Source organism: Streptococcus oralis (assembly GCF_023109315.1).
GTDB lineage: Bacteria > Bacillota > Bacilli > Lactobacillales > Streptococcaceae > Streptococcus > Streptococcus oralis_BS.
In genome coordinates this window covers 1-26,419 of the sequence record NZ_JALDUF010000007.1, presented here as the reverse complement: position 1 = coordinate 26,419, position 26,419 = coordinate 1, and the positions used below count along the sequence as shown (strand labels likewise).

Sequence of the window (26,419 nt, the reverse complement as noted above, 5' to 3'; positions counted from 1 at the left end):
ATCTATAAATTCAAAGGGGGATTTTGCTTCCACCCCCCTTGAACAAATCAATTATTCACCAAATTTTTGTTTGATTGTGTCCTTAATCAATGTTACAGCATCATTAGCAGCTGTTTTCGCATCTTTCGTACCACTTACAGCTTCAAAGAGCATTGTTTTAGCTGGGTCCCAAACAGCTGACATTTGAGAGATGTTTGGCATTGGTTGAGCGTTCTTGAACTGTTCAATCACGGCTGTTGTCAACTCATCTTTTTTGCCTTCAGCATAAGTACGAGCTTCAGTATTAGCTGGGATTTCGTTTGTTACATCGTAGAATGCTTTTTGTTGTTCAGTTGAAACTAGGAAGTCTACAAATTTTTGAGCTCCTTCAAGGTTCTTAGTGCTTGCTGGGATAACCCAAGCTTTACCACCACCAAATGTTTCATAGTTTTTACCGTTTGGAAGAGTTGGGATAGTCGCAACACCGTAGTTTACTTTAGCATCTTTGAATGCTTGAGCTTTCCAAGGACCATCGATGATAGCAGCAGTTTTACCTTCTTGGAATTGAGTTTGGATTAAGTTTGGAGCTCCTTCAGTATCTTGCATACCTTTAGGCCATTTTTCGTACCAAGATTTAGCGTATTCGATACCTTTGATTGCTCCGTCGTTTGCAAGTCCGATATCTTTAGGATCTTTACCGTTTTGGCCAAATACATAACCGCCATTACCAGCAAGAAGTCCGTATGCGTAGTAGAAGTTTGTCCAGTCAGCTAGGAAGGCAGTTGTTTTGCCATCTTCACCAGCGAAAGCGTATTTGCTGTCTTTAGCAAGGTTTTCCAAATCAGCAAATGTTTTAGGAGCTTCTTTAAGCAAATCTTTGTTATAGTACAAAACGAGTGATTCGATGACAGCTGGAGCACCATAGACTTTACCACCAACAGTTACAAGTGATTTTGTTTTATCGTCTGTCTTCGCACCATCACTAAGAGTTACTTCTGAAAGTTGTCCGTCAGTACCAAGGCTACCTACACGGTCGTATGGAGCCATCATAACATCAGGAGCTTTACCAGATTGGTTGTCTAGAGAAAGGTTATCAAGACCACCCATTTGGTCTCCTGTTTTGATGGTAACTTTTACGCCAGATTCTTTTTCATAAGCTTTTGCAGCTGATTCAGCAAAGGCTTTATATTGGTCTTCAACGTAGAAAGTGATTTCTTTCGCTTCTGAAGAGCTAGTATCAGCTGCTTTGTCAGCAGTTTTGCTTCCGCAAGCCACCAAGAGCAAGCTAGCGAGAGTAGCAGTTCCGAGCACAGCAGCGCTCTTCATGAATTTAGATGACATAGTGTATTCCTCCTAAAGAATAACAGTTATAATTTATTTGGGAAACGCAAACGTTTTCCTTTATGAGCTTAGTATAGCACAAATAGAAAACGGTTGCAAGGTTTTTTTGAAAAAATTTTAAAAAATTTTTAAGGTTTGGAAGTGGAGATGATTGCCTTTAATAGGAAGAAAACATCCTAAACGCTGATTTTCTTATTTTGTGAAAACCAAGGGAAACGATTGCGTTAATTTAGCCTGATTTTCAGAAAATATAGCAGATGTTTGGAACGAATTATCTTAAATCAGAAAATCTTAAAAAATTTTTTCGCTTATTTCGTAAAATATCAGTGGAGATAAGTTTTAGTTAGATAAAAAATAATTCAAAAAAATTTTAAAAACGCTTGCATTTGTCTCTGAAATACGCTATACTTAATTCAACGCAAACGTTTGCGCCTTGATTTGCGCAGCGTTTTATTACAAACACATGAGGTGCTATTATGAAAAAACGTCAAAGTGGTGTGTTGATGCACATCTCTTCTCTTCCAGGAGCTCACGGGATTGGATCATTTGGCCAAAGCGCCTATGATTTCGTTGACTTCTTGGTTCGTACCAAGCAACGTTACTGGCAAATCCTCCCTCTTGGGACAACAAGCTATGGAGATTCTCCTTATCAATCCTTCTCAGCTTTTGCTGGGAACACGCATTTTATCGACCTTGATATCTTGGTAGAGCAAGGCTTGCTCGAAGCTAGTGACCTTGAAGGTGTTGACTTTGGTAGCGATGCATCTGAAGTTGACTATGCGAAGATTTATTACGCACGTCGTCCGCTTTTAGAAAAAGCAGTTAAACGCTTCTTGGAAGTGGGTGATGTCAAAGATTTTGAGAAGTTTGCTCAAGACAACCAATCATGGCTTGAACTCTTTGCAGAGTATATGGCGATTAAAGAGCATTTTGACAATCTTGCTTGGACAGAATGGCCAGACGCAGATGCTCGTGCGCGTAAAGCTTCAGCACTTGAAAGCTACCGTGAGAAATTGGCAGACAAGTTGGTTTACCACCGTGTGACTCAATACTTCTTCTTCCAACAATGGTTGAAATTGAAAGCATACGCTAACGATAACCACATTGAAATCGTTGGAGACATGCCAATTTACGTCGCAGAAGATTCAAGCGACATGTGGGCAAATCCACACCTCTTCAAGACAGATGCCAGCGGCAAGGCGACTTGCATCGCAGGATGTCCGCCGGATGAGTTTTCTGCAACTGGTCAACTTTGGGGGAACCCAATCTATGACTGGGAAGCAATGGACAAAGACGGTTACAAATGGTGGATTGAACGCTTGCGCGAAAGCTTCAAAATCTACGATATCGTTCGTATCGACCACTTCCGTGGTTTCGAATCTTACTGGGAAATTCCTGCTGGTTCCGATACAGCAGCACCTGGTAAATGGGTGAAAGGTCCTGGCTACAAGCTTTTTGCAGCCGTTAAGGAAGAACTTGGTGAGCTAAATATCATCGCAGAAGACCTTGGCTTCATGACAGATGAAGTGATCGAGTTGCGCGAACGTACTGGCTTCCCAGGAATGAAGATTCTTCAGTTTGCCTTCAATCCAGAAGACGAAAGTATCGATAGCCCACACTTGGCACCTGCTAACTCTGTTATGTACACAGGAACACACGATAACAATACGGTTCTTGGTTGGTACCGTAATGAGATCGACGATCCAACTCGTGAATACATGGCCCGCTACACGAACCGTAAAGAGTATGAAACAGTGCCACACGCGATGCTCCGTACAGTCTTTTCATCAGTGAGCTTTATGGCTATTGCCACTATGCAAGATTTGCTAGAATTGGATGAGGCGGCTCGCATGAACTACCCATCTACTCTTGGCGGAAACTGGTCTTGGCGTATGACTGAAGATCAATTGACACCAGCTGTCGAGGACAATTTGCTTGACTTGACTACAATTTATCGCCGAATCAATGAAAATATGGTAGAATTAAAGAAATAAGACATTATCAGGAGACACAAAAATGTTACCATTAAACGAATTTGTACAAAAACGTTACAATAAAACCATCGCGAAATGTAGTAACGAAGAGCTTTACCTTGCTCTTCTCAACTACAGCAAGCTTGCTAGCAGCCAAAAACCAGTGAACACTGGTAAGAAGAAAGTTTACTACATCTCAGCTGAGTTCTTGATTGGTAAACTCTTGTCAAACAACTTGATCAACCTTGGTCTTTACGACGATGTGAAAAAAGAACTTGCTGATGCTGGTAAAGACTTGATCGAAGTTGAAGAAGTAGAATTGGAACCATCTCTAGGGAATGGTGGATTGGGACGCTTGGCAGCCTGCTTTATCGACTCAATCGCTACTCTTGGTTTGAACGGTGACGGTGTTGGTTTGAACTACCACTACGGTCTTTTCCAACAAGTCCTTAAAAACAACCAACAAGAGACTATTCCTAACGCTTGGTTGACAGAGCAAAACTGGTTGGTACGCTCAAGCCGTAGCTACCAAGTTCCATTTGCGCACTTTACCTTGACATCAACACTTTATGATATTGATGTTCCTGGTTACAAAACTGCAACTAAGAACCGCTTGCGTTTGTTTGACTTGGACTCAGTTGATTCTTCTATCATTAAAGACGGTATCAACTTTGACAAGACAGATATCGCTCGCAACTTGACTCTTTTCCTTTACCCAGATGATAGTGACCGTCAAGGTGAATTGCTCCGTATCTTCCAACAATACTTCATGGTTTCAAATGGTGCGCAATTGATCATCGACGAAGCAATCGAAAAAGGAAGCAACTTGCATGACCTTGCGGACTACGCAGTTGTACAAATCAACGATACACACCCATCAATGGTGATCCCTGAATTGATCCGTCTTTTGACTGCACGCGGTATCGAACTTGACGAAGCAATCTCAATCGTTCGTAGCATGACTGCCTACACTAACCACACAATCCTTGCTGAAGCCCTTGAAAAATGGCCTCTTGAATTCTTGGAAGAAGTGGTTCCTAACTTGGTACCAATCATCAAAGAATTGGACCGTCGTGTGAAGGCAGAATACAAAGACCCAGCTGTTCAAATCATCGATGAGAGTGAACGTGTCCACATGGCTCACATGGACATCCACTATGGATACAGTGTTAACGGGGTTGCAGCCCTCCACACTGAAATCTTGAAGAACTCAGAGTTGAAAGCTTTCTACGATATCTATCCAGAAAAATTCAACAACAAAACAAACGGTATTACATTCCGTCGTTGGCTCATGCATGCCAACCCAAGACTGTCTCACTACTTGGATGAGATTATTGGCCGTGGTTGGCACCATGAAGCAGATGAGCTTGAAAAACTCTTGTCTTATGAAGATAAGGCTGCTGTCAAAGAAAAATTGGAAAGCATCAAGGCTCACAACAAACGTAAATTGGCTCGTCACTTGAAAGAGCACCAAGGTGTGGAAATCAATACAAACTCTATCTTTGATATCCAAATCAAACGTCTTCACGAGTACAAACGCCAACAAATGAACGCTTTGTATGTCATCCACAAATACCTTGATATCAAGGCTGGCAACATCCCTGCTCGCCCAATCACAGTCTTCTTTGGTGGTAAAGCAGCTCCTGCCTACACAATTGCCCAAGACATCATTCACTTGATCCTTTGCTTGTCAGAAGTGATTGCAAATGATCCAGAAGTAGCTCCACACTTGCAAGTCGTAATGGTTGAAAACTATAACGTTACTGCAGCAAGCTTCTTGATCCCAGCATGTGACATTTCTGAACAAATCTCACTTGCTTCTAAAGAAGCTTCAGGTACTGGTAACATGAAATTCATGTTGAACGGAGCTTTGACTCTTGGTACTATGGACGGAGCTAACGTGGAAATCGCTGAGTTGGTTGGCGACGACAACATCTATATCTTTGGAGAAGATTCAGAAACTGTTATTGACCTTTACGCAAAAGCAGCATACAAATCAAGCGAATTCTACGCACGCAAAGCCATCAAACCATTGGTTGACTTCATCGTCAGCGACGCTGTTCTTGCAGTAGGTAAGAAAGAACGCTTGGAACGTCTTCACAACGAATTGATCAACAAAGACTGGTTCATGACTCTCCTTGACTTGGAAGACTACATCAAGGTGAAAGAGCAAATGCTTGCTGACTACGAAAACCGTGACGCATGGTTGGATAAAGTCATCGTCAACATTGCCAAAGCAGGATTCTTCTCATCTGACCGTACAATTGCACAGTACAACGAAGATATCTGGCACTTGAACTAAGATACAAATTTATACTAATACATTTTGTAAAAAAGCGAGTTTCGATTGAAATTCGCTTTTTTGAATGATGTGGCTTTTAGTCAATCTTGTAAGTAAAAGAAGAGAAATCATAGACGTATTGAAGGTTTAACACTCTCTTTCAACCTCATGCTTCTTCTTAGTTGACCACCTCATATAGCTTGTATCCGCTTACGTAAAGTGTTATAATATGATTGCAGGAAAGAGGGTGTTCTTATGTGGAAAAAATATTTTTCAAAATATAAATGGACTGATTTATTTTGGATTCTTTTTGTAATTTGGTCATGCCTTTATATGGGTAATAGTAGTTCCTTTCCACTGACTCATCAAGAAATCTCTTTTCATGGATGTTGTTATGGGGCATCACTTGCCTCATTTCACTTGCTATTTATTGATAAATTTGTTATTTCGAATCGAAAATAAATGGAGAGGTTAAAATTTTTTCCACTTTTCGGATAGACAGTTGAAAAATCGCGATTTAAACCCGCACTTCAAAAAGAGGTGCGGGTTTTGTAGTATCTCCAAAACTAGCTTACAATACTTTCCCCACAAGGATCTCTGCTTCGATGGTAATCTCTGTCAGTTGGCTCCAGTCAATCTTGGTTTGGTCAACATGAAACAGTAAGGGTGTCATGGCAAGCAGGGCTTGGCGTTGCTCTGCTGTGATAGGTTTTGTTAAGGAGGCAATCTGACGAGATTGGATGCTGAAGTGTTCCTGGAAGTGTTCTTTGATATCTTGATTAGAATAATCCTTCTTTGTTAGCTGGTCCTGCACCATCTGACGGATTTCTTTGAGGTGATTTTCAGTTGGGATGACCTTTATCAAGATTCCATCTTTGGATAGAACGCGACGAAATTCCCCATAGTTGGCAGGAGAGAAGATATCAAGCAGGATATCCATGCTGGCGTCTTTTATAGGAAGGCGAGCTAAGTCCCCAACAAACCAGTTGACCGCCCAGTTTGGTTCGCTCTTGGCAGCGATTTGAACGGAATCTTTTGAAATATCAAAGGCGTAAAAGGTTTTGTCAGAGTGACTTTCTTGGAGCTTGCGAGAGTAGAAGCCTTCGCCACAACCGATATCCAAGACTGTTTTTGCGGATGGTTTAGTGGCTAGTAAGTCGGAGATACCTTCTAAGATAGCCTGATAAAAGCCAGCCTCTAGGATTTCTTGGCGGTTTTGAAAGTTTTCCTTGTCGTAGTTGGCAGATTGCTTGATTTGAGGAGCCAAGTTGACATAGCCAAATTTTGCCAAGTCAAAAGAATGACGATTGCTACACTTGAGACTGCTCTCTATTAAGGTTAGATTTTCTTGGCAGATAGGACAGGCAAAGGCAGTCGCAGCAGCGAAGCGCTGAAGTTTGGGTTTGAGATTTGTATTCATAGTTTAAGTGTATCAAAAGAGGCAAATGAAAGCAACTTTAGAAATAAGTAGATGGGAGATTCAGTAGAAATAAAACTAATTCTCCAATTTATAAAATGAAATTGCTTTTATATCTAAATTGCTATATAATAATGATAAGGAGGAAACGACTATGTTAAAAGAAGTATTAACCATCGCAAAAGCTGCGAAAAAATCATCACTCTTTTTGGGTGGTGTAGCATTTGGCACTCTTGGTTTGAAAATCTTGGCAAGTAAAGAAGCTAAAAAAGGCTATTCTAAAGCTTTGGCTAAGGCTTACAAATTGAAAGACGAATTGGATGCATCTGTTTCTATTGTGAAACAACATGGAGACGATGTCTTGCAAGATGCCAAATATTTGTACGAGCAAGAGAAAAAAGAAGAGCAATTAGATAGCCTTATAGGAGAATAATATGTCTTTTAAAGTGCTACATAGAGGATACCAACATATCCGACTATCATCTTCTTTTTCACTTACCTTGGATATTCAAGACTATCTTCGTTCCTTGGCGAGAGATGAAAAGGGGATTGAGTCTATCCAGTTTTACATGGATCAACAGCACTTTACTCTACGCATAAAAGAAGGCTTTTCTGTATTAGATAATGCAGAAGCCTTTTTAAAAAGAATTGATAAAGGGAAAGTTTCTGAGTTGATGACTCTTCCCATTCGTAGAGAAGAGAGTGCTTATTCTATTGTTTCAGGTGCAGCGATTAAGCGTGTACTTTTTCGTAGTTTTGTGCCGTATCCTATTCGCTATATATGGACTTGTTATCAGGCTTTGGGTTATATTAGAGAAGCCTATCAAACACTAGCGCGTAAGGAACTAACGATGGAAGTCTTGGACTGTTCGGCGATTTTATTGTCCTTGTTTATGAACCAATCCAAGACAGCTAGCAATATCATGTTTATGCTTGATTTGGGGAATCATTTAGATCAGTGGTCTTTGAAAAAAACTGCAACAGATTTAGAACAAAGCCTTCTTGCAAAAGAGAGCGACGTATTCTTAGTACAGGGCGATACGGTTGTTAGTATCAAGAGTTCCGATGTTCAAATAGGAGATGTCTTGGTCCTATCTCAAGGAAATGAAATTCTGTTTGATGGACAAGTAGTTTCAGGTTTAGGTATGGTCAACGAAAGTTCCTTGACGGGAGAGAGTTTTCCAGTTGAAAAAAGAGAGTCTGATTTGGTTTGTGCAAATACAGTATTAGAAACTGGAGAGTTACGCATTCGTGTAACCGATAATCAGATGAACAGCCGGATTTTACAACTGATTGAGTTAATGAAGAAATCTGAAGAAAACAAGAAAACGAAACAACGCTATTTCATCAAGATGGCGGATAAGGTCGTCAAATATAATTTCTTGGGGGCTGGGCTAACTTACCTATTAACAGGTTCTTTTTCTAAGGCTATTTCTTTCCTATTAGTCGATTTCTCCTGCGCTTTGAAAATCTCTACTCCTGTAGCTTATTTGACAGCTATCAAGGAGGGGTTGAACCGTGAAATGGTGATTAAGGATGGGGATGTTCTGGAGAAATATCTGGAAGTTGATACTTTCTTGTTTGATAAGACGGGAACAATCACAACTAGTTATCCTATAGTTGAAAAGGTGTTACCTTTTGGGGACTATAGTGAGGAAGATATTCTCAGAATCAGTGCCTGTCTTGAGGAACACATTTATCATCCTATTGCTAATGCCATCGTCAAGCAAGCTGAGATAGAGGGAATTGAACATGAGGAAATGCATGGGAAACTCCAATATATTGCAAGCAAGGGGATCAAATCTCATATAGATGGCCAACCAGTTCTTATTGGGAATTATGTCTTGATGCAGGATGAGCAGATTCATATCAGTTCAGAACAAAATGCTTTAATTGAAGAGTACAAGAGTCACTACAATCTCTTATTCTTGGCTTATCAGAATGAATTGATTGGAATGTTCTGCATTCATACTCCTTTGAGAAAAGAAGCAAAAGCAGCCTTGGAGAAACTTAAGGCACAAGGGAAAAAATTGATTCTGGCAACAGGGGATACCTTGGTTAGGACAGAGGAATTAGTCAAAGATTTGCCCTTTGATCAGGTCTATACAGACTTGAAACCTGATGGGAAATTTGAGTTAGTAGAGGAACTGCAGAAAGCAGGTCACACGATTTTGATGGTTGGAGATGGATTGAATGACTCAGCGGCTCTAACCCTATCAGATATCGGTGTGGTGATGAATGAGAGTGCAGATATTTCTAAGCAGATGAGCGATATCTTATTGTTAGATAATCGTTTGGATTTCTTCCAAGAGTTGGATTGGCTATCATCATCTTTGCAAACACTCATCAAGAAGAATATTCAAGATACCGTTGTCGTAAATAGTAGTTTGATTGGCTTTGGCTTGTTTAATTGGCTCAGTCCTTCAAACCTCTCTATCCTACATAATCTAACAACCTTACGCATAGTCCTGCGTAGCCTGTCTATTAAGGGATAGATGGGGACTATTCACAGCAAAAAGGAGTTACCTTTCTCGATGGTAACTCCTTTGTTTATAGGTAAATGTTTAACAATTTAGTAAGTCAACACAAAGTATTTCTTCTTCCCGCGGCGGATAACAGTGAGTTCGTTTTCTAACTTATCTGCGTCGCTCAAGACATAGTCAAGGTCTTGGATACGGTCGCCGTTGACGTAGATAGCTCCGTTTTGAACGTCTTCACGGGCTTGGCGTTTTGAATTGACCACACCAGATGAGACGAGAAGTTCCACGATATTGTGGTTTTCGTCTGCCTGTACTTGGTAGTTTGGCACTCCACGAAGTCCTTGTTTGAGTTCTTTGACAGAAAGGTTTTTGATGTTTCCAGCAAAGAGTTGCTCAGTTATGTTAAGAGCTTCTTTGTAAGCTTCTTCTCCGTGAACAAGAGTCACGACTTCACGAGCCAGGACTTTTTGAGCCAAGCGTTCGTGTGGAGCAGCTTCAAATTGTTTGCGGATGTCTTCAATCTCATCAAGTGATAAGAAGGTAAAGATTTTCAAGAAGCGAACAGCGTCAGCATCCATCACGTTCATCCAGAATTGGTACATTTCGTATGGAGAAGTCTTTTCAGGGTTGAGCCAGACTGCGTTTCCTTCTGATTTACCAAATTTCTTACCAGTTGCGTCTGTGATGAGGGGAACTGTAATCACGTGGCCTGTCTTGTCAGCCTTACGACGAAGCAATTCGGTACCAGCTGTCATATTGCCCCACTGGTCAGAACCACCGATTTGTAGCGTTACGTTGTGCTCTTGGTTAAGGACGTAGAAGTCATACCCTTGCATGATTTGGTAGGCAAACTCAGTGTAAGAAATCCCTGTTTCAATCCGTTTCTTCACAGACTCCTTGCTCATCATGTAGTTGACAGTGAAGTATTTTCCGACATCACGGAGGAAGTCAATGAAGCTGATGCTGCCAAACCAGTCGTAGTTGTTGACCATGACAGCTTTATTTTCCCCATTTTCAAAGTCAAGAAAACGAGAAAGTTGTCCTTGGATAGACTTGACCCAGCCCTCTACTGTGTCTTTTGTTTGGAGACTACGCTCAGCATCTTTGAAGGACGGATCTCCGATGAGACCTGTTGCACCGCCAACGAGCGCATAAGGTTTGTGACCTGCTAGTTGCAAACGACGACTTGTCAAGATTGCGACAAGGTGGCCTAGGTGAAGGCTGTCAGCAGTTGGATCGTAGCCAGTATAATAAGAAACTTGACCTTCTTCTAGGGCTTTGCGCAAAGCTTCTTCATCAGTCGTTTGAAAAATCAAACCACGCTCTTTTAGCTCATCAAAAATGTGCATGTGTCTTTTCTCCTTTATAAAATATTGTTTCTACCTATTGTATCACAAACTTGATTAATAGCCTAGTAGAATAGGGAAGAAAGTGGCTATTTTATTGAAAGTTTTCCTTTTATGGTATAATAGAGAAAGCGAGGACATTCATGAAAGAAAGAATTAATGAATTAAAAACAAAAATGCTGCATTTTTTCCAGCAGCTAATGCAACGAATTGCAAAATGGAAGAAAAGACTAGCAGAAAAACTGGCTGATAAGAAAACCGGTAAAAAGGGGACCTCTTCTGACAAAGTTGGAAAGGCAGGGTCTAATTTTGCTAAGGTTTTGAGTGGGTTTAAAATAGTTTTTAATACTCTCTTTATCCTAGGTTTTATCGGTGGACTGTTTGGTGCTGGGGTGGCTATGGGTTATGGAGTCGCTCTATTTGACAAGGCCCAGGTACCTCAAGCAGAAGAGTTGGTCAAGCAAGTGAAGGATATTGCCTCTATCTCAGAAATCACTTATTCTGACGGCAGTACCATTGCCTCGATCGAGGGCGATTTGTTGCGCACTTCAGTCGCTTCAGATGCTATCTCAGACAATCTTAAGAAGGCTATCATTGCGACAGAGGACGAGAATTTCAACGAGCACAAGGGAGTCGTGCCAAAGGCCGTTATTCGTGCGACTCTGGGAACCTTTGTCGGTTTGGGATCGTCTAGTGGTGGTTCGACCTTGACTCAGCAGGTCATCAAGCAACAAGTAGTGGGGGACGCTCCCACTCTAGCTCGTAAGGCCAAAGAAATTATTGATGCCTTGGCTTTAGAACGGGCTATGGGTAAGGATGAGATTTTAACAACCTACCTCAACATTGCTCCTTTTGGTCGCAATCATAAAGGCCAAAATATTGCAGGTGCCCAGCAGGCTGCAGAAGGGATCTTTGGGGTTAAGGCTTCGGATTTAACGGTCCCTCAAGCAGCCTTTATCGCAGGATTGCCACAGAGCCCAATTAGTTACTCCCCTTATGAATCTGACGGTAGTATGAAGAGCGAGGAGGATTTGGCTCTGGGGATCAAACGGGCTAGAGATGTTCTCTATAATATGTACCGGACAGGGGCTCTAAGTCAGGAAGATTACGATAAGTACAAAGATTATGACTTTAAGAAAGATTTCCTACCATCAGGTAGTGTTAGTGGTACTTCACGTGACTATCTCTACTTCGCAACCTTGGCAGAAGCCACTGATCGGATGTATGACTACCTGATTCAGAGAGATAATGTTTCTGTACAAGAGCAAAAGAATGAATCCATCCAGAAAGCTTATCGTGATTTAGCGACTAAGGAAATTGAAAATGGTGGATATAAGATTACGACGACTATCAATAAAAATATTCATGCTGCGATGCAAAATGCGGTGGCAACCTACGGCTATCTGCTAGATGATTCGACAGGACAGCCTGAGGTGGGGAATGTCCTCATGGACAACCAAACAGGAGCTATTCTTGGATTTGTCGGTGGTCGCAATTATCAAAAAAATCAGAATAACCATGCTATCGACACAAAACGTTCTCCTGCTTCGACTACTAAGCCGATATTGGCTTACAGTATTGCCATTGACCAAGGTCTGATGGGAAGTGCAAGTATCTTATCAAACTATCCAACCAACTTTTCAAACGGCAATCCTATCATGTATGTCAATAGTCCTGGTACAGGGATGATGACGTTAGGGGAGGCCCTCAACTACTCATGGAATATCCCAGCCTACTGGACTTATCGTACACTCCGAGAGAAGGGTGTTGATGTTAAAGGCTATATGGAAAAAATGGGTTACGAAATCCCAGAATATGGTATTGAGAGTTTACCGATGGGCGGAGGAATTGACGTTACAGTTGCTCAGCATACTAACGGATATCAGACTTTGGCCAACAACGGAGTTTACCATAAGAAACATATGATTGCGAAGATCGAATCAACAGATGGTCGAGTGGTTTATGAACATAAAGATAAACCTGCCCAAGTTTACTCAAAAGCGACAGCGACCATCATGCAAAGCTTGCTTCGCGATGTTATTTCATCTCGGATTACCTCAAGTTTCCAAACAGACTTGGCTACCATCAATCCAAGCCTCGCTAGCGCCGACTGGATTGGAAAAACTGGTACAACCAATGAAGATGAAAACATGTGGCTTATGCTTTCTACGCCTCGCTTGACCTTGGGTGGCTGGCTAGGTCACGATGACAACCGCCCACTAGTTAAAGGAGCAGGCCACTACCGCAATGCCAACTATATGGCTCACTTGGTTAATGCCATTCAACAAGCAAAACCTGGCATTTGGGGGAATGAGCGCTTTAATCTTGACTCAAGTGTGACCAAGTCACAAGTTCTCAAGTCGACAGGGGAGAAACCGGGCAAGGCTTCAATCAATGGCAAAGAAGTTAACGTTTCCGGTTCTACCGTAACAAGTTACTGGGCTACTAAAGAAGGGGCGCCAGTAACCACCTACCGCTTTGCTATTGGAGGAAGCGATGCAGATTATCAGGATGCTTGGAAGAATATTTTAGGAAGCATTCCTGCAGTGACTCCTCCAAGCTCAAGTAGCGGTTCGGGAACAACAAGTTCGAGTGGAAATACTCAGAGTGGCTCTTCAGGACGTTCACGTCTATTTAATCGTTAAGATAGAGTAGCAGCAATGTTAGTAATTTCCCCTTGTTGCTACTTTTTTCTTTGTTAGTTTCGTGTTACAATAGGAGTATGAATCATTATCAGAAAAAGATTGTTAAGGGAACACTATACTCGCTACTCTCAGGCCTAATCTGGGGGATTTGCGGGATTTTAGGAGAGTATTTTTTCACTCATTACCCAGTATCGTCAGGTTGGATTACCTCTATGCGGTTGCTTGTGGCGGGGAGTTTGGTTTTAGGGTTATCTGCCTTTCAGTTGCGTGGTCGCTTGTTGGATATCTGGAAAGATAAGAAAAATTATCTACCTTTTTTAGCCTATGCTATTCTAGGTATTTTTTCTGTGCAGTTTTTCTTCTATCTTTGTGTTGAGTATTCCAATGCGACGACGGCAACTATTTTACAATTTATCAGCCCCGTTTTTATTTTGTTTTACAATCGCATTGTCTACCAGAAGAAGGCTTCGATTACAGCGATTCTCTATGTTTTGATTGCCATGCTAGGTGTTTTTTTGATGGCCACAAAAGGGGATGTGTCCCAGTTGTCCATGACACCTTTGGCTCTAGTGACAGGCTTGCTCAGTGCAGTAGGCGTCATGTTTAATGTCATCTTGCCCCAACGATTTGCCCGCCACTATGGTTTTGTACCTACTGTTGGTTGGGGGATGATTCTCGCAGGGCTCTTTAGTAATTTCCTTTACCCTATTTATCAGATAAGTTTTCAAGTGGATCTGGTAAGTGTGCTGATTTGTCTGATGATTGCCGTGTTTGGGACTGCTTTTGCCTTTTTCCTATCTATGAAGGCTGTATCACTCGTTTCCCCGCTGGTTGTATCGGTGGTGAGTGCTAGCGAACCTCTTTCTTCAGCATTATTAAGTGTTCTTTTTCTGGGATTGGTCATGGATGGTTTTTTGGCTTTAGCTATGGTGTTGATTATCATTCCGATGATTTTCTTATCTGTAGAAGAAGCAAAACAAGCCAAGTAAAGATGCTTATTTGATAGTTGAGGCTTCAAATTTGAGGCCTTTTTTGGTAGAATAGGTATCATTATAACGAACCAGGAGGCGCCTATGACTGCTACAAAAATGAACGCTCAAGAAATTATCCAATTTATCGCCAATGCTGAAAAGAAAACCAGTGTCAAAGTAACCTTTGAGGGGCAACTCGCATCTGCTGTGCCTAGCTCTGTTGTCAAACTAGGAAATGTTTTATTCGGAGACTGGAAGGATGTCGCTCCGCTTCTTGAAGGTTTGGTAGAAAATCAAGATTACGTTGTCGAGCAAGATGCTCGTAATTCTGCAGTTCCTTTGCTAGATAAACGTGCGATCAACGCTCGTATCGAGCCAGGTGCTATTATCCGTGACCAGGTTGAAATTGGTGACAATGCTGTTATCATGATGGGAGCTGTTATCAATATCGGTGCTGAAATTGGTGCTGGAACCATGATTGACATGGGTGCCATCCTTGGTGGCCGTGCTATCGTTGGGAAAAACAGCCACGTTGGTGCAGGTGCAGTTTTGGCAGGTGTAATTGAGCCAGCTAGCGCAGATCCAGTCCGTGTCGGAGATAATGTTCTTATCGGTGCTAATGCAGTGTTGATCGAAGGAGTTCAAATCGGCAGTGGTTCAGTTGTTGCAGCAGGAGCTATCGTTACCCAAGATGTTCCAGAAAACGTGGTAGTGGCAGGTGTTCCGGCTCGTATTATCAAAGAAATTGATGCCCAAACCCAACAAAAAACAGCGCTTGAGGATGCGCTTCGTACCTTGTAATTGTAAAAGTAAAAAAGAGGCGGAACCCTTTTTCCAGCCTCTTTCTTCTATCAAAAGGAGGATCGATAGATGTTAGATTTGATTCAGATTAGACGAGATTTACACCAGATTCCAGAGATTGGCTTGGAGGAGTTTAAGACTCAGGCTTATTTGCTGGATATGATTGAAAAATTGACTACGGGCAAGAATTTTGTTCAGGTTCGTACTTGGCGGACAGGTATTTTGGTCTATTTGCAGGGAAATCAGCCGGAGCGAACCATTGGTTGGCGGACAGATATTGATGGCCTGCCTATCATCGAACAAACAGGTCTACCTTTCGCCTCTCAACACCAAGGTCGTATGCACGCTTGTGGACATGATTTTCATATGACCATTGCCTTGGGCTGTCTTGAGCGCGCTCTTGAGGAGCAACCCAAAAATAATCTGCTCTTCCTATTTCAGCCTGCTGAGGAGAATGAAGCCGGTGGGATGCTCATGTATGAGGATGGTGCTTTTGGGGACTGGTTGCCAGACCAATTTTATGGCCTTCATGTTCGTCCAGATCTGAAGGTTGGACAGATTGCGACCAACACCCATACGCTCTTTGCAGGGACTTGTGAGGTGAAGGTTCGTTTCAAAGGAAAAGGAGGACATGCAGCTTTTCCCCATGAAGCCAATGACGCCTTGGTGGCTGCTAGTTACTTTGTGACCCAAGTACAGTCAGTTGTCAGCCGCAATGTCAATCCCATCGAGGGAGCGGTGGTGACCTTTGGCCTTTTCCAAGCTGGAACAACCAACAATGTCATTACAGACACAGCCTTTTTACACGGAACCATTCGGGCCTTGACTCAGGACGTGAGCCTCTTGGTACAAAAAAGAGTCAAGACAGTCGCAGAAGGTGTTGCAGCAGCCTTTGATATGGAAGTCGAAGTAGAACTCAAGCAAGGAGGCTACCTACCTGTGGAGAACAATCCAGCCTTGGCGCGTGAACTGATGGACTTTTTTGAAGAGAAAGATGGGATTGAGTTGATTGATATCGAGCCTGCTATGACAGGCGAAGATTTTGGTTATCTCCTTTCGAAGGTAGACGGCGTTATGTTCTGGCTAGGTATCGATAGTCCCTACGCCCTTCATCACCCTCAGATGAGTCCTAAGGAAGAAGCCTTAGCCATTGGGGTAGATGCGGTCTCTAGTTTCTTGAAAAAGAAGGCAGCAGAGTAGAGGAATTGTCTATGAAAGCAGAACTACGCAAGAAAATTTTACAAGAAATGAAGGCTTTATCTCAGGAGCAAAAACAGGCTATGGACCAAGTTTTAACTAAGCGTTCCTTACAACACCCTTTTTACCAAGAAGCCAAGACCATCGCAACCTATCTCTCCTTCCCTCATGAATTTCAAACGCAAGAATTGATCGAGCAAGCGCTGAAGGACGGCAAAAAGGTTCTGATACCCAAAACCTATCCCAAGGGGCGCATGGAGTTTGTGGTCTATCATCCGCAGCAGTTGGCAAAAACTTCCTTTGGTTTACTGGAACCGCAAGGAGACTTGGAAGTGGTGAATCCGTCTCAGATTGATTTAATCCATGTTCCGGGTTTGGCTTTTACAACAGAGGGCTATCGGATCGGATATGGTGGAGGATATTATGACCGCTATCTGGAACATTTTGCTGGGCATACCATGAGTACAATCTATCCTTGTCAAATCCAAACATTTCATCCAGATAGCCACGATATTCCCGTTCAGGAGGTATTGATCTATGAAGGAAATCTTTGATAAACGTTACCCTGTGACCAGTTTTTTCCTCCTAGTGACTGGCCTTGTATTTTTACTGATGCTGATTACTACGGGTATAAACTTTGATCAGGCCAAAACTCTGTTTCAGTTTGGAGCTATGTATGGACCGATCATTCGCCTGTTCCCAGAGCAGATTTGGCGCCTATTTTCGGCTATATTTGTGCATATTGGATGGGAGCATTTCATTGTCAATATGATTTCACTCTACTTTCTTGGACGACAGGTGGAGGAGATTTTCGGCTCTAAGCAGTTCTTCTTTCTCTATCTCTTATCGGGAATGATGGGCAATCTCTTTGTTTTTGCTTTCACACCGAAAGTTGTAGCAGCAGGAGCATCCACTTCTCTTTACGGACTATTTGCTGCGATTATCGTTTTGCGTTACGCGACTCGCAGCCCCTATATCCAGCAGTTGGGGCAATCCTACCTGACGCTTTTCGTGATAAATATCATTGGAAGTATTCTGATTCCAGGAATCAGCCTAGCTGGGCATATCGGAGGTGCAGTAGGAGGTGCCTTTCTAGCAGTCATATTTCCAGTCAAATGGGAGAGAAGGATGTATAGTACCAGCCAGCGAATCGGAGCAACTGTACTTTTTATCGCACTAGCCGTTTTCCTTTGCTATAAGGGAATGAGCTATGTGTAGGGGGATAGTTAAAAAGCTACTCAAAGAATGAGTAGCTTTTTGTGTAGATTGGAACCATTCGAAACAACACAGCTCTAAAACACAACATAAAAAATGGATTCAACTTGTCAAGTTTTGGAACCATTCGAAACAACACAGCTCTAAAACAGGAGTTGGTCGTATCAGGAATGATGTGGTGTTTTGGAACCATTCGAAACAACACAGCTCTAAAACAATGAAAGGACTGTTTTTGTAAGCACTTAAGTTTTGGAACCATTCGAAACAACACAGCTCTAAAACTTAACTTTTCATCGTGCAATTTATCCAGCAGTTTTGGAACCATTCGAAACAACACAGCTCTAAAACCCATTATTCTCTAATTGAACGACTAGGCGGTTTTGGAACCATTCGAAACAACACAGCTCTAAAACGAATGGAAAAATCGTCTGCTATCTCAAAAGGTTTTGGAACCATTCGAAACAACACAGCTCTAAAACATTTTAGCCTGCATGTTAGCAAGTGCGTTCGTTTTGGAACCATTCGAAACAACACAGCTCTAAAACAACTTATGAAGCGTTCTACCTTTTGTTTTAGTTTTGGAACCATTCGAAACAACACAGCTCTAAAACCGACCTTTTTAGTTTTGCCAGTAAAATACTGTTTTGGAACCATTCGAAACAACACAGCTCTAAAACAGCCGAAACGGAAAGCATCAGCATATAAAAGTTTTGGAACCATTCGAAACAACACAGCTCTAAAACGAATGGAAAAATCGTCTGCTATCTCAAAAGGTTTTGGAACCATTCGAAACAACACAGCTCTAAAACATTTTAGCCTGCATGTTAGCAAGTGCGTTCGTTTTGGAACCATTCGAAACAACACAGCTCTAAAACAACTTATGAAGCGTTCTACCTTTTGTTTTAGTTTTGGAACCATTCGAAACAACACAGCTCTAAAACGACGGGGCGAATAAAAGAGTTCGAAGCATTGTTTTGGAACCATTCGAAACAACACAGCTCTAAAACAAGCGATAAAAGTCTGGATCCTCTTTAGTGGTTTTGGAACCATTCGAAACAACACAGCTCTAAAACGGAGACGATTAAGAAGATTTGTCGTGAATTGTTTTGGAACCATTCGAAACAACACAGCTCTAAAACAGGCAATTTATCTAAGTTGTGGCTCAAGTTGTTTTGGAACCATTCGAAACAACACAGCTCTAAAACGGTTCAGTATTGTAGACCCTGACACCGGTGGTTTTGGAACCATTCGAAACAACACAGCTCTAAAACACAAATTTTCCATATACCAACATATTTTCTGTTTTGGAACCATTCGAAACAACACAGCTCTAAAACCCCCTATTCTTCTTTTTATGCCTAGACTGCGTTTTGGAACCATTCGAAACAACACAGCTCTAAAACTGATACAGCGTGGCTATGGATAAAAAAGAAGTTTTGGAACCATTCGAAACAACACAGCTCTAAAACATCTTGTGCACGAGTTACAACTGTTTTAGAGTTTTGGAACCATTCGAAACAACACAGCTCTAAAACATGTTTACTCTCCTTCCTCTGTAACGGTTGGTTTTGGAACCATTCGAAACAACACAGCTCTAAAACAACATGACACCAATCGAAGACCAGTATCTAGTTTTGGAACCATTCGAAACAACACAGCTCTAAAACGTTTTACCTGTCTTTAAATCCGATACAATTGTTTTGGAACCATTCGAAACAACACAGCTCTAAAACCTTGAGGGTTCAACACTTCCTGGATAGCGTGTTTTGGAACCATTCGAAACAACACAGCTCTAAAACGAGTGGTAGTAAGACTGAATTAAATGATACGTTTTGGAACCATTCGAAACAACACAGCTCTAAAACTTACTTTAATGCTTTCAAAACCGAATTCATGTTTTGGAACCATTCGAAACAACACAGCTCTAAAACTCCAGTTACCTGGTCTCCATCTACCACCGTGTTTTGGAACCATTCGAAACAACACAGCTCTAAAACTGATTGGTTCCGTAGTAGGTAAGATTAGTTGTTTTGGAACCATTCGAAACAACACAGCTCTAAAACTTATTTTCCTGGATAGCCCTTGGACAAAAGGTTTTGGAACCATTCGAAACAACACAGCTCTAAAACGGTTGTAGAAGTAGTAGGTTTTCGGTTCAAGTTTTGGAACCATTCGAAACAACACAGCTCTAAAACAGCATCAACGTCACCTACCTTTCGAACTTTGTTTTGGAACCATTCGAAACAACACAGCTCTAAAACTGACCGACTGAAAACTCCGCTACCAATTGTGTTTTGGAACCATTCGAAACAACACAGCTCTAAAACTACGCAAGGGGTCATTCACATCGATAACGGGTTTTGGAACCATTCGAAACAACACAGCTCTAAAACTGAGGACACGGAATGGATTGATATATGCAGGTTTTGGAACCATTCGAAACAACACAGCTCTAAAACCAGCCCTTGACTATATTGCACTATTTATGCGTTTTGGAACCATTCGAAACAACACAGCTCTAAAACATCGTCACCGTCTTCAGCATCTTCAGCCTCGTTTTGGAACCATTCGAAACAACACAGCTCTAAAACACAACAACATGACGAAGAGTGATTCCATTAGTTTTGGAACCATTCGAAACAACACAGCTCTAAAACACGCATTGCTCAGTTCCGTATCCAAGAAAAGTTTTGGAACCATTCGAAACAACACAGCTCTAAAACAGAGCAAGCGATGGATAATGCCAACGCAGAGTTTTGGAACCATTCGAAACAACACAGCTCTAAAACTAAATCACCACCCCTTAACTTCTTACGAAAGTTTTGGAACCATTCGAAACAACACAGCTCTAAAACCTCGTAGAAAAATTTTTCTCACGAAATTTCGTAATCGCGCCATTCGTCCCAGCCAGACTTCAGCTCGTCAGGTTCCAATTGTTACTCTTATTATACCATATTCTCAGGGTTCAAGAAATAGTCTTGATCCAGCACATACTGCGGAAAATCATAGACTTTTCGAGGTTCGACAAATAAAACCCTTAGTTGATTGAGTTGGATATACTCTATCAGATTTACCAACTCATCCTTTGATAGATAGGCGGATGCATTGATGAAAACAAGGAGTTTCTTTTTGGAAAGATATTTAAAAACTTGGACAATTTCTAGCATCTTTTCAAAAGGTGTATCACTCAGAGTTTCAACTTTGACCCCTAGCGCATCGATTAACTCCAGAATGGTGATTTCGTCGTATTCTAGGTCCAATTCGTTTTCTAAACACTCAAATGCCAGCAATTCTGTTATCGTAGCTACCAGCTTTTCAATCATGGATTTTACTTCTGGTTTGTCATTGAGCTGATTTTCAAGATCTGCATGTATCAACTTGAGCATGGCGGGTGAGTTGAGATTGTATCCTAAGACATCTGTTATCACTAGTAACTCGGACTCTTTCAGAGCTTTTAGATTTCTATCAAACAACTTTAACTCTCCATCATCAGTGTACTGGTAGAACTGCTTGACGATAGTTGAAAAGGTAAATTGGTCTTCCAGCACCAAAAAAGTTGCATTTTCAATAGCCAATGGTTCATCCAATAATGGGAAATTAATCTTCATCTCTAGGCTCCTCTCCTAGAAAAACTAAACGTGCGTCGGAGTTTGCTACGCTGGTATTTCGCTCGCCATTTAAGTAAATCATGCGAGAAAACTGCTTTTCTGTAACGGTTAAGAGAGTAATGTTCCCTTTTTTAGGATTGTGCGTCTTAAGGCGTTCAATCATGGCGTTATTAGCAGAGTTGTTGAGCAAGAGCTTGCTATAGATGGAGAATTGGTGCATGATAAATCCCTCATCTATGAGGAACTTACGAAATTTCCGATAGGCCTTGCGTTCCTCTATAGTATCAACCGGCATATCAAACATTAAAATCATACGCATATATCGATAACTCATATCCTAAACTCAGGAACTCCTTTCTCCGGTTGATTGAGAGCTTGGATGACTTTCTTAGTATAGTCGCTGACGATATTGGACAGGTACATATCTTTTCCATTGTAGTGGAAGGTATCTGAGAAAATAGTGAACAGCTCTCGCTTGATTTTGACAAAAGAACTGTTTCGATTTTCATAGACGATTCTGTCAATAATCGGACGGAAAGGCTCCATAATATCGCTAGCGAGGTTGAATTGATTAAACTGATTAGCATGTTTCAATCCAAACTGAGTCATACAACCAGACAACACAATTTCACGCGCAAACATACTCAAAATTAAGGTGTAACCATAGTCCAAGGCAGCATTGACATCATTATCTTGTTCACGGCTAAAATCGTTTCCAAACAAAGTGTTAAAATAAATCCGAGCAGCATGACCCTCACGATTGCTAGGATCAAATAAATCCAACCCATGATAGAGATTGATGACTGACTGGCTCTTTTCCAGAAAACCACAACTCCCTAGATAAAAAGCCTGATTGAGAATCTTTTGTGCAATAATAGTGGTCCAAACTTGTGCTTTAGCCTCCTCGCTCCAAGTAATTTGCCGAGAGAGTTGTAAACTGGAATCATGCCGACCGTAGTAGGGCATTAAGTATGCCGTTGGCAAGCGTTTGTCATCACAAAAGATGACCAGAATATTTTCATCCACCAAACGTTTAATCAGCATAGTGGAGAGAACGATATCCGTCGTCTCTAAAAGTAGGATGTCCACCTCGGACAGGTGAATCAACTCTGTCCGAGAGGCATCTTTAAAAATCAAGTGATTGTTCTTGTAGGAGAGCTTAGAGTGCGTATTGACAACAACGGTTCTCCATCCCATTAGTCTTCTCCTAGTTTGCTTAAGTCAGTCCGAGTCTCGTAAAGACCGGTGATGGATTGGTGGATGAGGGTGGCGTTGAGGATTTCGGATACAGTTGTGTACCGTTTTCGATCAACATCTTTGCCAAAAAATTTAAAGGCAGCAGGAGCACCCAAAGCAGTAAAGGTCAACAAATTGATAAACGAATTTGCTAGAATTTCTATATCTGCTTGCTCATTGTCTGCATATAAGTTCTTGATTTTTTCCAGGTTCGCTTCAGCGAGGACATATTTTTGAGAGAACTCAGATACAAGATTTAACAAATCCTTAAATTCATTTCGGTGTTTCTGAATGTATTCCAAATGTCCTGGTTCGTCTAGTTTATGGACATTTTTAGAATGGTAGAGCAAGGTTGTTAAATATACTGGGAGCACTATTTCATTGCCTTTTTGAAGTTCTTTCGCACTTGCAAGTAGTCGTCTGCGACCATTTTCCAGTTCAAATAAACTATACTTAGGTAGGCAGAGGATGTTTTCTTTACGGACATTATGATAGCCTTTATTTTCAAGGAAAGTAATTGGATTCTTCTCAAAAGCAGCTTTTTCCATGATTGTAATACCAACTAGAGTTTTAACAGTCTTCAGTTTTTTCGCTTTCCCTTTTTCGATATCGGCAATGAGCAAGATCGAATAGGCGATAACAGGGCTATCAAATCCCCCATATTTAGTAGTGTCCCAAAGTACATCCTTTGTTTTTCGAGGGATTAGCTTATCAGAATTTCCTTTAGGAAGAATGGACTCTTTAGAGAAGCCACCTGTTTGCACCTCTCGCTTCTTCACAATATTCACCTGTGGAAGAGAAAGTACTTTTTTAACTGTTGCGAAATCTTTTTCCTTATTCCAAGCGATTTCTCCAGTATCTTTGGAGTATTCGATATTTTCTCTTTTTACGATGGTTCCGTCTGCGTAATGCACCTCTTCTTTGAAGAAGTTCAACAAGTTTGAGTAGAAGAAATATTTTTCAGTTGCTTTTTCAATGTCTTTAGGGTCTTTGGATCTTGAGATGTAGCGCTTAAGATCGTACTTTTGATAGTCACCATAGACGAATTCAGGCTCTAGTTTAGGATATTTCTTAAGGATGGCCTTAGCCACTACGGCATTTAAGTAGGCATCATGTGCATGGTGGTAGTCATTGATTTCCCGTACCTTGTATAACCTAAATTCTTTACGGAAATTAGAAACTAGGTTGGATTTCAAAGTGATGATTTTGACGGTACGGTTCTTCTTATCCTTCTCATTCACTTCTGTATTATAGCGAGCATCCAAAATTTGAGTAACATGTTTTGTGATCTGTCGTGTTTCAACTAGTTGGCGTTTGATAAAGCCAACCTTATCAAGCTCATTTAGCCCACCGCGTTCGGCTTTGGTTAAATTATTAAATTTACGTTCTGAAATCAATTTGGAATCTAACAATTGTTGCCAAAAAGCTTTTCTTTTTTGAACAACTTCTATACTTGGAACATTATCGGATTTCCCGCGATTATCCTTTGAACTCGTCAAGACACGGTTATCAAGAGAATCATCCTTGATAAAAGCCTGTGGGACGATGTGGTCAATGTCATAGCTGCTCAGTTGGTTGATGTCAAGAGGTTTCCCAGTATACATATCCCTCCCATTTTGGAGATAGTAGAGGAAGAGACGATCATTTTGAAGTTGAATATTATCTGTTGGATGTTCTTTTAATATATTTGAATCAAGCCCAGGTGCTAAATTTTTTAGTGCATCTTCAATTCGCTTATATCTTTGTTGAGAATTCTTTTTCCCCCGGGCAGTTGTCTGATTTTCTCGTGCCATCTCAATCACAATGGACTCGGGAGCATGGCCCATAACCTTGACAAGTTCATCAACAATCTTGATACTTTGTAAAATTCCCTTTTTAATGGCAGGGCTTCCTGGGAGTTCTCGGACAACTTGCTTCACATCATCAATCTCACCAACCACTTGTGCTTTTTGGATAATTTCTTTGAAAGAAAGTCTGTCATTATTGATTAACTGCATAAAGTTACGATTGTTGTAATCGTCATCAATCAGATAATCAAGAACCGTTTTGCCAGTTTGTTTATCACAGATACCGTTAATTAGCTTAGCAGAAAGTTTCCCCCATCCAGTATAATGTCGACGAGTCAGTGCCTTGATGACTTTTTCATCAAAGAGAGAGTCATATTGTGCAAGACGCTGCTTAATCATCTCGCGGTCTTCAAAGATTGTTAGAGTGTGGACGATATTTTCAAGAATCTCTTCATTTTTAGGGTCATCCATAAACTCCTTATCCTTGATAATCTTGAGCAAATCATGGTAAGTAGAAAGACTAGCGTTAAATTGTTTTTCAATCCCTTTTAGTTCGATTCCATCGTATCCATCAACATTGTGTAGATAATGAATGATGTCTTTTTCAGTTACTTTTCTTTTTTCTTTAAATAATTGATTGACAATTTGCTTCTTCTGCCCACTATCAAGGAATTGATAGTCTCTCAATCCTTCTGCAATAAATTTTACTTTTGTTAATTCATTATAGACAGCAAATGTTTCATACAACAGGCTGTGCTTAGGCAAAACTTTTTCCTCTGGTAAATACAAATCATAGTTGGTCATCTTATTGATGAATTCTTCTGCAGAGCTTGCCTTATCAACAATTTCCTCAAAATTCCAAGGTCGGATTGCTTGGTCAGAATCTCGAGTAAGCCAAGCAAAATCACGATTGCCACGAGCCAATGGACCAACGTAGTAAGGAATACGGAAAGTCAAGATTTTTTCTATCTTTTCTTTATTGTCCTTCAGAAATGGATAATGTTCTCCTTGCCGACGGAGAATGGCATTCATTTCTTGAAGGTGAATTTGATGAGGAATAGAACCATTATCAAAGGTGCGTTGTTTTCTTAAGAAATCTTCACGTTCGATTTTATCAAGGAAATAATCTGTTCCTTCGAATTTAGAGAGAAGATTTTTGATATATTTGTAAAATGCTTCTTGTGTGGTCTTACCATCGATATATCCAGCATACCCATCTTTAGATTGGTCAGAAAAAACTTCATCATATTTTTCTGGAAGATTGTTTTTGATGAATTGTTTTAAAGCTGCCAAGTCTTTTTGGTGATTTTCATAGCGCTCAATCATAGATGCTGACAGTGGAGCCTTGGTTGAAGGATCTGTGACAGTTAAAATGCCTGACAGAAGAATCGCATCATAGAGTTTTTTAGCGGCCACGAAAAGGTTTGCAAAGTCATCTCCAATTTGTCCGAGCACGTTTTCCAAATCCTCATCATAGGTATCTTTAGAGAATTGTAGTGGAGCTTTTTCTTCTAAGTCAAAATGTTTTTTGAAATCAGCTTGATTTCCTACAATCAACTTGAGAAATTCCGAAAACAAACCAGTGGACTTTTCGTCAGGAAAGAGTTTTAGAACGCGTTCTCTCTTTGCAGATTTACTAATTTTATCGGTAAAAATTGCTTCTACTTGTGCGTTTTGCCCACTAAGTGAACTTTCTTCAAAGGTGTTGTCGTAAATGCTTATAAACTCGTTAAAGATTTTTTGAATATCATTATTTTTTATATCGAAAGCTTCTTCATATAAAAAATGCCCACGGTATTTAATCATATGAGCTAATGCTAGATAGATCAAGCGCAAGTCAGCTTTTTCTTTCGAATCAGCCAGTTGCTTTCTCAAATGATAGATAGTTGGAAATTGCTTATGGTATTCTTTTTCTTCTGCCAAGGTAGCAAAAATAGGGTATTTACTCCCTCTTTTATCCTCAGGAATTAAAAAGGAGTCATCCAATCGATGAAAGAAACTACTATCGACCTTGTTCATTTCCTCGGCAAAGATTTCTTGAAGATAGCGAAGACGATTTTTCCGGTTATCGTGAGCATAAAGGAAATTATGGTTATCGTCGGATTCACTTAGAACTAAGAAATCGTGGTTATTCGGTCAATC

General features: G+C 40.9%; 17 protein-coding genes, 2 pseudogenes and 1 CRISPR repeat array. Of the genes and pseudogenes, 12 read left to right on the top strand and 7 right to left on the bottom strand.

Going from position 1 to position 26,419, the window contains the following annotated elements; translation table 11 throughout:
- Positions 1 to 51: 51 nt before the first annotated feature.
- Positions 52 to 1,320 carry an extracellular solute-binding protein gene (locus M1F74_RS08450; RefSeq protein ID WP_000095459.1) on the bottom strand — a complete coding sequence of 423 codons (1,269 nt, stop codon included), beginning with the start codon at positions 1,318 to 1,320 and terminating at the stop codon, positions 52 to 54.
- A gap of 476 nt (positions 1,321 to 1,796) precedes the next feature.
- Between M1F74_RS08450 and malQ the strand changes: the two genes are divergently transcribed.
- The 3 genes from malQ to M1F74_RS10130 all read left to right on the top strand — a co-directional run bounded on the left by malQ (position 1,797) and on the right by M1F74_RS10130 (position 6,036).
- Positions 1,797 to 3,314: a 4-alpha-glucanotransferase gene (gene malQ, locus M1F74_RS08445; RefSeq protein ID WP_247946835.1), complete on the top strand. Its 1,518-nt coding sequence runs from the start codon at positions 1,797 to 1,799 to the stop codon at positions 3,312 to 3,314.
- Between the two features lie 22 nt (positions 3,315 to 3,336).
- Entirely contained in the window at positions 3,337 to 5,595 is a 2,259-nt protein-coding gene (glgP, locus tag M1F74_RS08440; protein ID WP_247946834.1) for a glycogen/starch/alpha-glucan family phosphorylase, read from the top strand.
- A gap of 234 nt (positions 5,596 to 5,829) precedes the next feature.
- Positions 5,830 to 6,036, top strand: a complete 207-nt coding sequence (locus M1F74_RS10130) for a hypothetical protein (RefSeq protein WP_033587430.1) — start codon at positions 5,830 to 5,832, stop codon at positions 6,034 to 6,036.
- A gap of 109 nt (positions 6,037 to 6,145) precedes the next feature.
- Here M1F74_RS10130 and M1F74_RS08435 read toward each other — a convergent pair whose 3' ends face one another.
- Entirely contained in the window at positions 6,146 to 6,994 is an 849-nt protein-coding gene (locus tag M1F74_RS08435; protein ID WP_247946833.1) for a putative RNA methyltransferase, read from the bottom strand.
- 151 nt (positions 6,995 to 7,145) lie between these two features.
- Here M1F74_RS08435 and M1F74_RS08430 point away from each other — a divergent pair, with 151 nt between their 5' ends.
- Entirely contained in the window at positions 7,146 to 7,424 is a 279-nt protein-coding gene (locus M1F74_RS08430; protein ID WP_000910905.1) for a DUF6110 family protein, read from the top strand.
- Position 7,425: 1 nt separating this feature from the next.
- Positions 7,426 to 9,486, top strand: a complete 2,061-nt coding sequence (locus M1F74_RS08425; RefSeq protein ID WP_000008775.1) for a heavy metal translocating P-type ATPase — start codon at positions 7,426 to 7,428, stop codon at positions 9,484 to 9,486.
- Between the two features lie 77 nt (positions 9,487 to 9,563).
- On the opposite strand, the gene tyrS is transcribed toward M1F74_RS08425, so the two are convergent.
- Positions 9,564 to 10,820, bottom strand: coding sequence for a tyrosine--tRNA ligase (tyrS, locus tag M1F74_RS08420; protein WP_000546907.1), 1,257 nt, complete (start codon positions 10,818 to 10,820; stop codon positions 9,564 to 9,566).
- 140 nt (positions 10,821 to 10,960) lie between these two features.
- Between tyrS and pbp1b the strand changes: the two genes are divergently transcribed.
- The 6 genes from pbp1b (at position 10,961) to M1F74_RS08390 (ending at position 17,649) form a co-directional block, all read left to right on the top strand.
- The gene (pbp1b, locus tag M1F74_RS08415; protein WP_247946832.1) at positions 10,961 to 13,462 is read left to right on the top strand and encodes a penicillin-binding protein PBP1B; all 2,502 of its coding nucleotides are present in this window, start codon (positions 10,961 to 10,963) and stop codon (positions 13,460 to 13,462) included.
- A gap of 77 nt (positions 13,463 to 13,539) precedes the next feature.
- Entirely contained in the window at positions 13,540 to 14,451 is a 912-nt protein-coding gene (locus M1F74_RS08410) for a DMT family transporter (RefSeq protein WP_247946831.1), read from the top strand.
- An 84-nt stretch (positions 14,452 to 14,535) separates the two neighbouring features.
- On the top strand, positions 14,536 to 15,234 hold the full coding sequence (gene dapD / locus M1F74_RS08405) for a 2,3,4,5-tetrahydropyridine-2,6-dicarboxylate N-acetyltransferase (RefSeq protein WP_084852990.1): 699 nt from the start codon (positions 14,536 to 14,538) through the stop codon (positions 15,232 to 15,234).
- A gap of 69 nt (positions 15,235 to 15,303) precedes the next feature.
- Positions 15,304 to 16,434: an N-acetyldiaminopimelate deacetylase gene (locus M1F74_RS08400; protein ID WP_247946830.1), complete on the top strand. Its 1,131-nt coding sequence runs from the start codon at positions 15,304 to 15,306 to the stop codon at positions 16,432 to 16,434.
- Between the two features lie 11 nt (positions 16,435 to 16,445).
- Positions 16,446 to 16,985 carry a 5-formyltetrahydrofolate cyclo-ligase gene (locus M1F74_RS08395; protein WP_247946829.1) on the top strand — a complete coding sequence of 180 codons (540 nt, stop codon included), beginning with the start codon at positions 16,446 to 16,448 and terminating at the stop codon, positions 16,983 to 16,985.
- Entirely contained in the window at positions 16,969 to 17,649 is a 681-nt protein-coding gene (locus M1F74_RS08390) for a rhomboid family intramembrane serine protease (protein WP_247946828.1), read from the top strand. Before M1F74_RS08395 ends, M1F74_RS08390 begins: the two co-directional genes overlap by 17 nt.
- A 45-nt stretch (positions 17,650 to 17,694) precedes the next feature.
- A CRISPR array of direct repeats spans positions 17,695 to 20,501; the repeat unit is 36 nt; unit sequence GTTTTGGAACCATTCGAAACAACACAGCTCTAAAAC.
- Between the two features lie 90 nt (positions 20,502 to 20,591).
- On the opposite strand, the gene csn2 is transcribed toward M1F74_RS08390, so the two are convergent.
- The 4 genes and pseudogenes from csn2 to cas9 form a co-directional block, all read right to left on the bottom strand.
- Positions 20,592 to 21,254 carry a type II-A CRISPR-associated protein Csn2 gene (gene csn2, locus M1F74_RS08385; RefSeq protein ID WP_045618030.1) on the bottom strand — a complete coding sequence of 221 codons (663 nt, stop codon included), beginning with the start codon at positions 21,252 to 21,254 and terminating at the stop codon, positions 20,592 to 20,594.
- Entirely contained in the window at positions 21,244 to 21,588 is a 345-nt protein-coding gene (gene cas2 / locus M1F74_RS08380) for a CRISPR-associated endonuclease Cas2 (protein ID WP_070837522.1), read from the bottom strand. The genes csn2 and cas2 overlap by 11 nt, the downstream gene beginning before the upstream one ends.
- Positions 21,585 to 22,451 carry a type II CRISPR-associated endonuclease Cas1 gene (gene cas1 / locus M1F74_RS08375; RefSeq protein WP_247946827.1) on the bottom strand — a complete coding sequence of 289 codons (867 nt, stop codon included), beginning with the start codon at positions 22,449 to 22,451 and terminating at the stop codon, positions 21,585 to 21,587. The genes cas2 and cas1 overlap by 4 nt, the downstream gene beginning before the upstream one ends.
- Positions 22,451 to 26,350, bottom strand: a pseudogene (cas9, locus tag M1F74_RS08370) (type II CRISPR RNA-guided endonuclease Cas9); the annotation flags it as partial. The pseudogene cas9 and the gene cas1, both read right to left, overlap by 1 nt.
- On the opposite strand from cas9, the pseudogene M1F74_RS08365 reads away from it, so the two are divergent.
- Positions 26,344 to 26,419, top strand: a pseudogene (locus M1F74_RS08365) (IS3 family transposase); the annotation flags it as partial. The pseudogenes cas9 and M1F74_RS08365 sit on opposite strands and share 7 nt — an antisense overlap.

Bases quoted from the DNA above. Each gene is read 5' to 3' on its own strand.
- M1F74_RS08450 (WP_000095459.1), bottom strand. From the start codon at position 1,320: ATGTCATCTAAATTCATGAAGAGCGCTGCTGTGCTCGGAACTGCTACT.
- malQ (WP_247946835.1), top strand. From the start codon at position 1,797: ATGAAAAAACGTCAAAGTGGTGTGTTGATGCACATCTCTTCTCTTCCA.
- glgP (WP_247946834.1), top strand. From the start codon at position 3,337: ATGTTACCATTAAACGAATTTGTACAAAAACGTTACAATAAAACCATC.
- M1F74_RS10130 (WP_033587430.1), top strand. From the start codon at position 5,830: ATGTGGAAAAAATATTTTTCAAAATATAAATGGACTGATTTATTTTGG.
- M1F74_RS08435 (WP_247946833.1), bottom strand. From the start codon at position 6,994: ATGAATACAAATCTCAAACCCAAACTTCAGCGCTTCGCTGCTGCGACT.
- M1F74_RS08430 (WP_000910905.1), top strand. From the start codon at position 7,146: ATGTTAAAAGAAGTATTAACCATCGCAAAAGCTGCGAAAAAATCATCA.
- M1F74_RS08425 (WP_000008775.1), top strand. From the start codon at position 7,426: ATGTCTTTTAAAGTGCTACATAGAGGATACCAACATATCCGACTATCA.
- tyrS (WP_000546907.1), bottom strand. From the start codon at position 10,820: ATGCACATTTTTGATGAGCTAAAAGAGCGTGGTTTGATTTTTCAAACG.
- pbp1b (WP_247946832.1), top strand. From the start codon at position 10,961: ATGAAAGAAAGAATTAATGAATTAAAAACAAAAATGCTGCATTTTTTC.
- M1F74_RS08410 (WP_247946831.1), top strand. From the start codon at position 13,540: ATGAATCATTATCAGAAAAAGATTGTTAAGGGAACACTATACTCGCTA.
- dapD (WP_084852990.1), top strand. From the start codon at position 14,536: ATGACTGCTACAAAAATGAACGCTCAAGAAATTATCCAATTTATCGCC.
- M1F74_RS08400 (WP_247946830.1), top strand. From the start codon at position 15,304: ATGTTAGATTTGATTCAGATTAGACGAGATTTACACCAGATTCCAGAG.
- M1F74_RS08395 (WP_247946829.1), top strand. From the start codon at position 16,446: ATGAAAGCAGAACTACGCAAGAAAATTTTACAAGAAATGAAGGCTTTA.
- M1F74_RS08390 (WP_247946828.1), top strand. From the start codon at position 16,969: ATGAAGGAAATCTTTGATAAACGTTACCCTGTGACCAGTTTTTTCCTC.
- csn2 (WP_045618030.1), bottom strand. From the start codon at position 21,254: ATGAAGATTAATTTCCCATTATTGGATGAACCATTGGCTATTGAAAAT.
- cas2 (WP_070837522.1), bottom strand. From the start codon at position 21,588: ATGAGTTATCGATATATGCGTATGATTTTAATGTTTGATATGCCGGTT.
- cas1 (WP_247946827.1), bottom strand. From the start codon at position 22,451: ATGGGATGGAGAACCGTTGTTGTCAATACGCACTCTAAGCTCTCCTAC.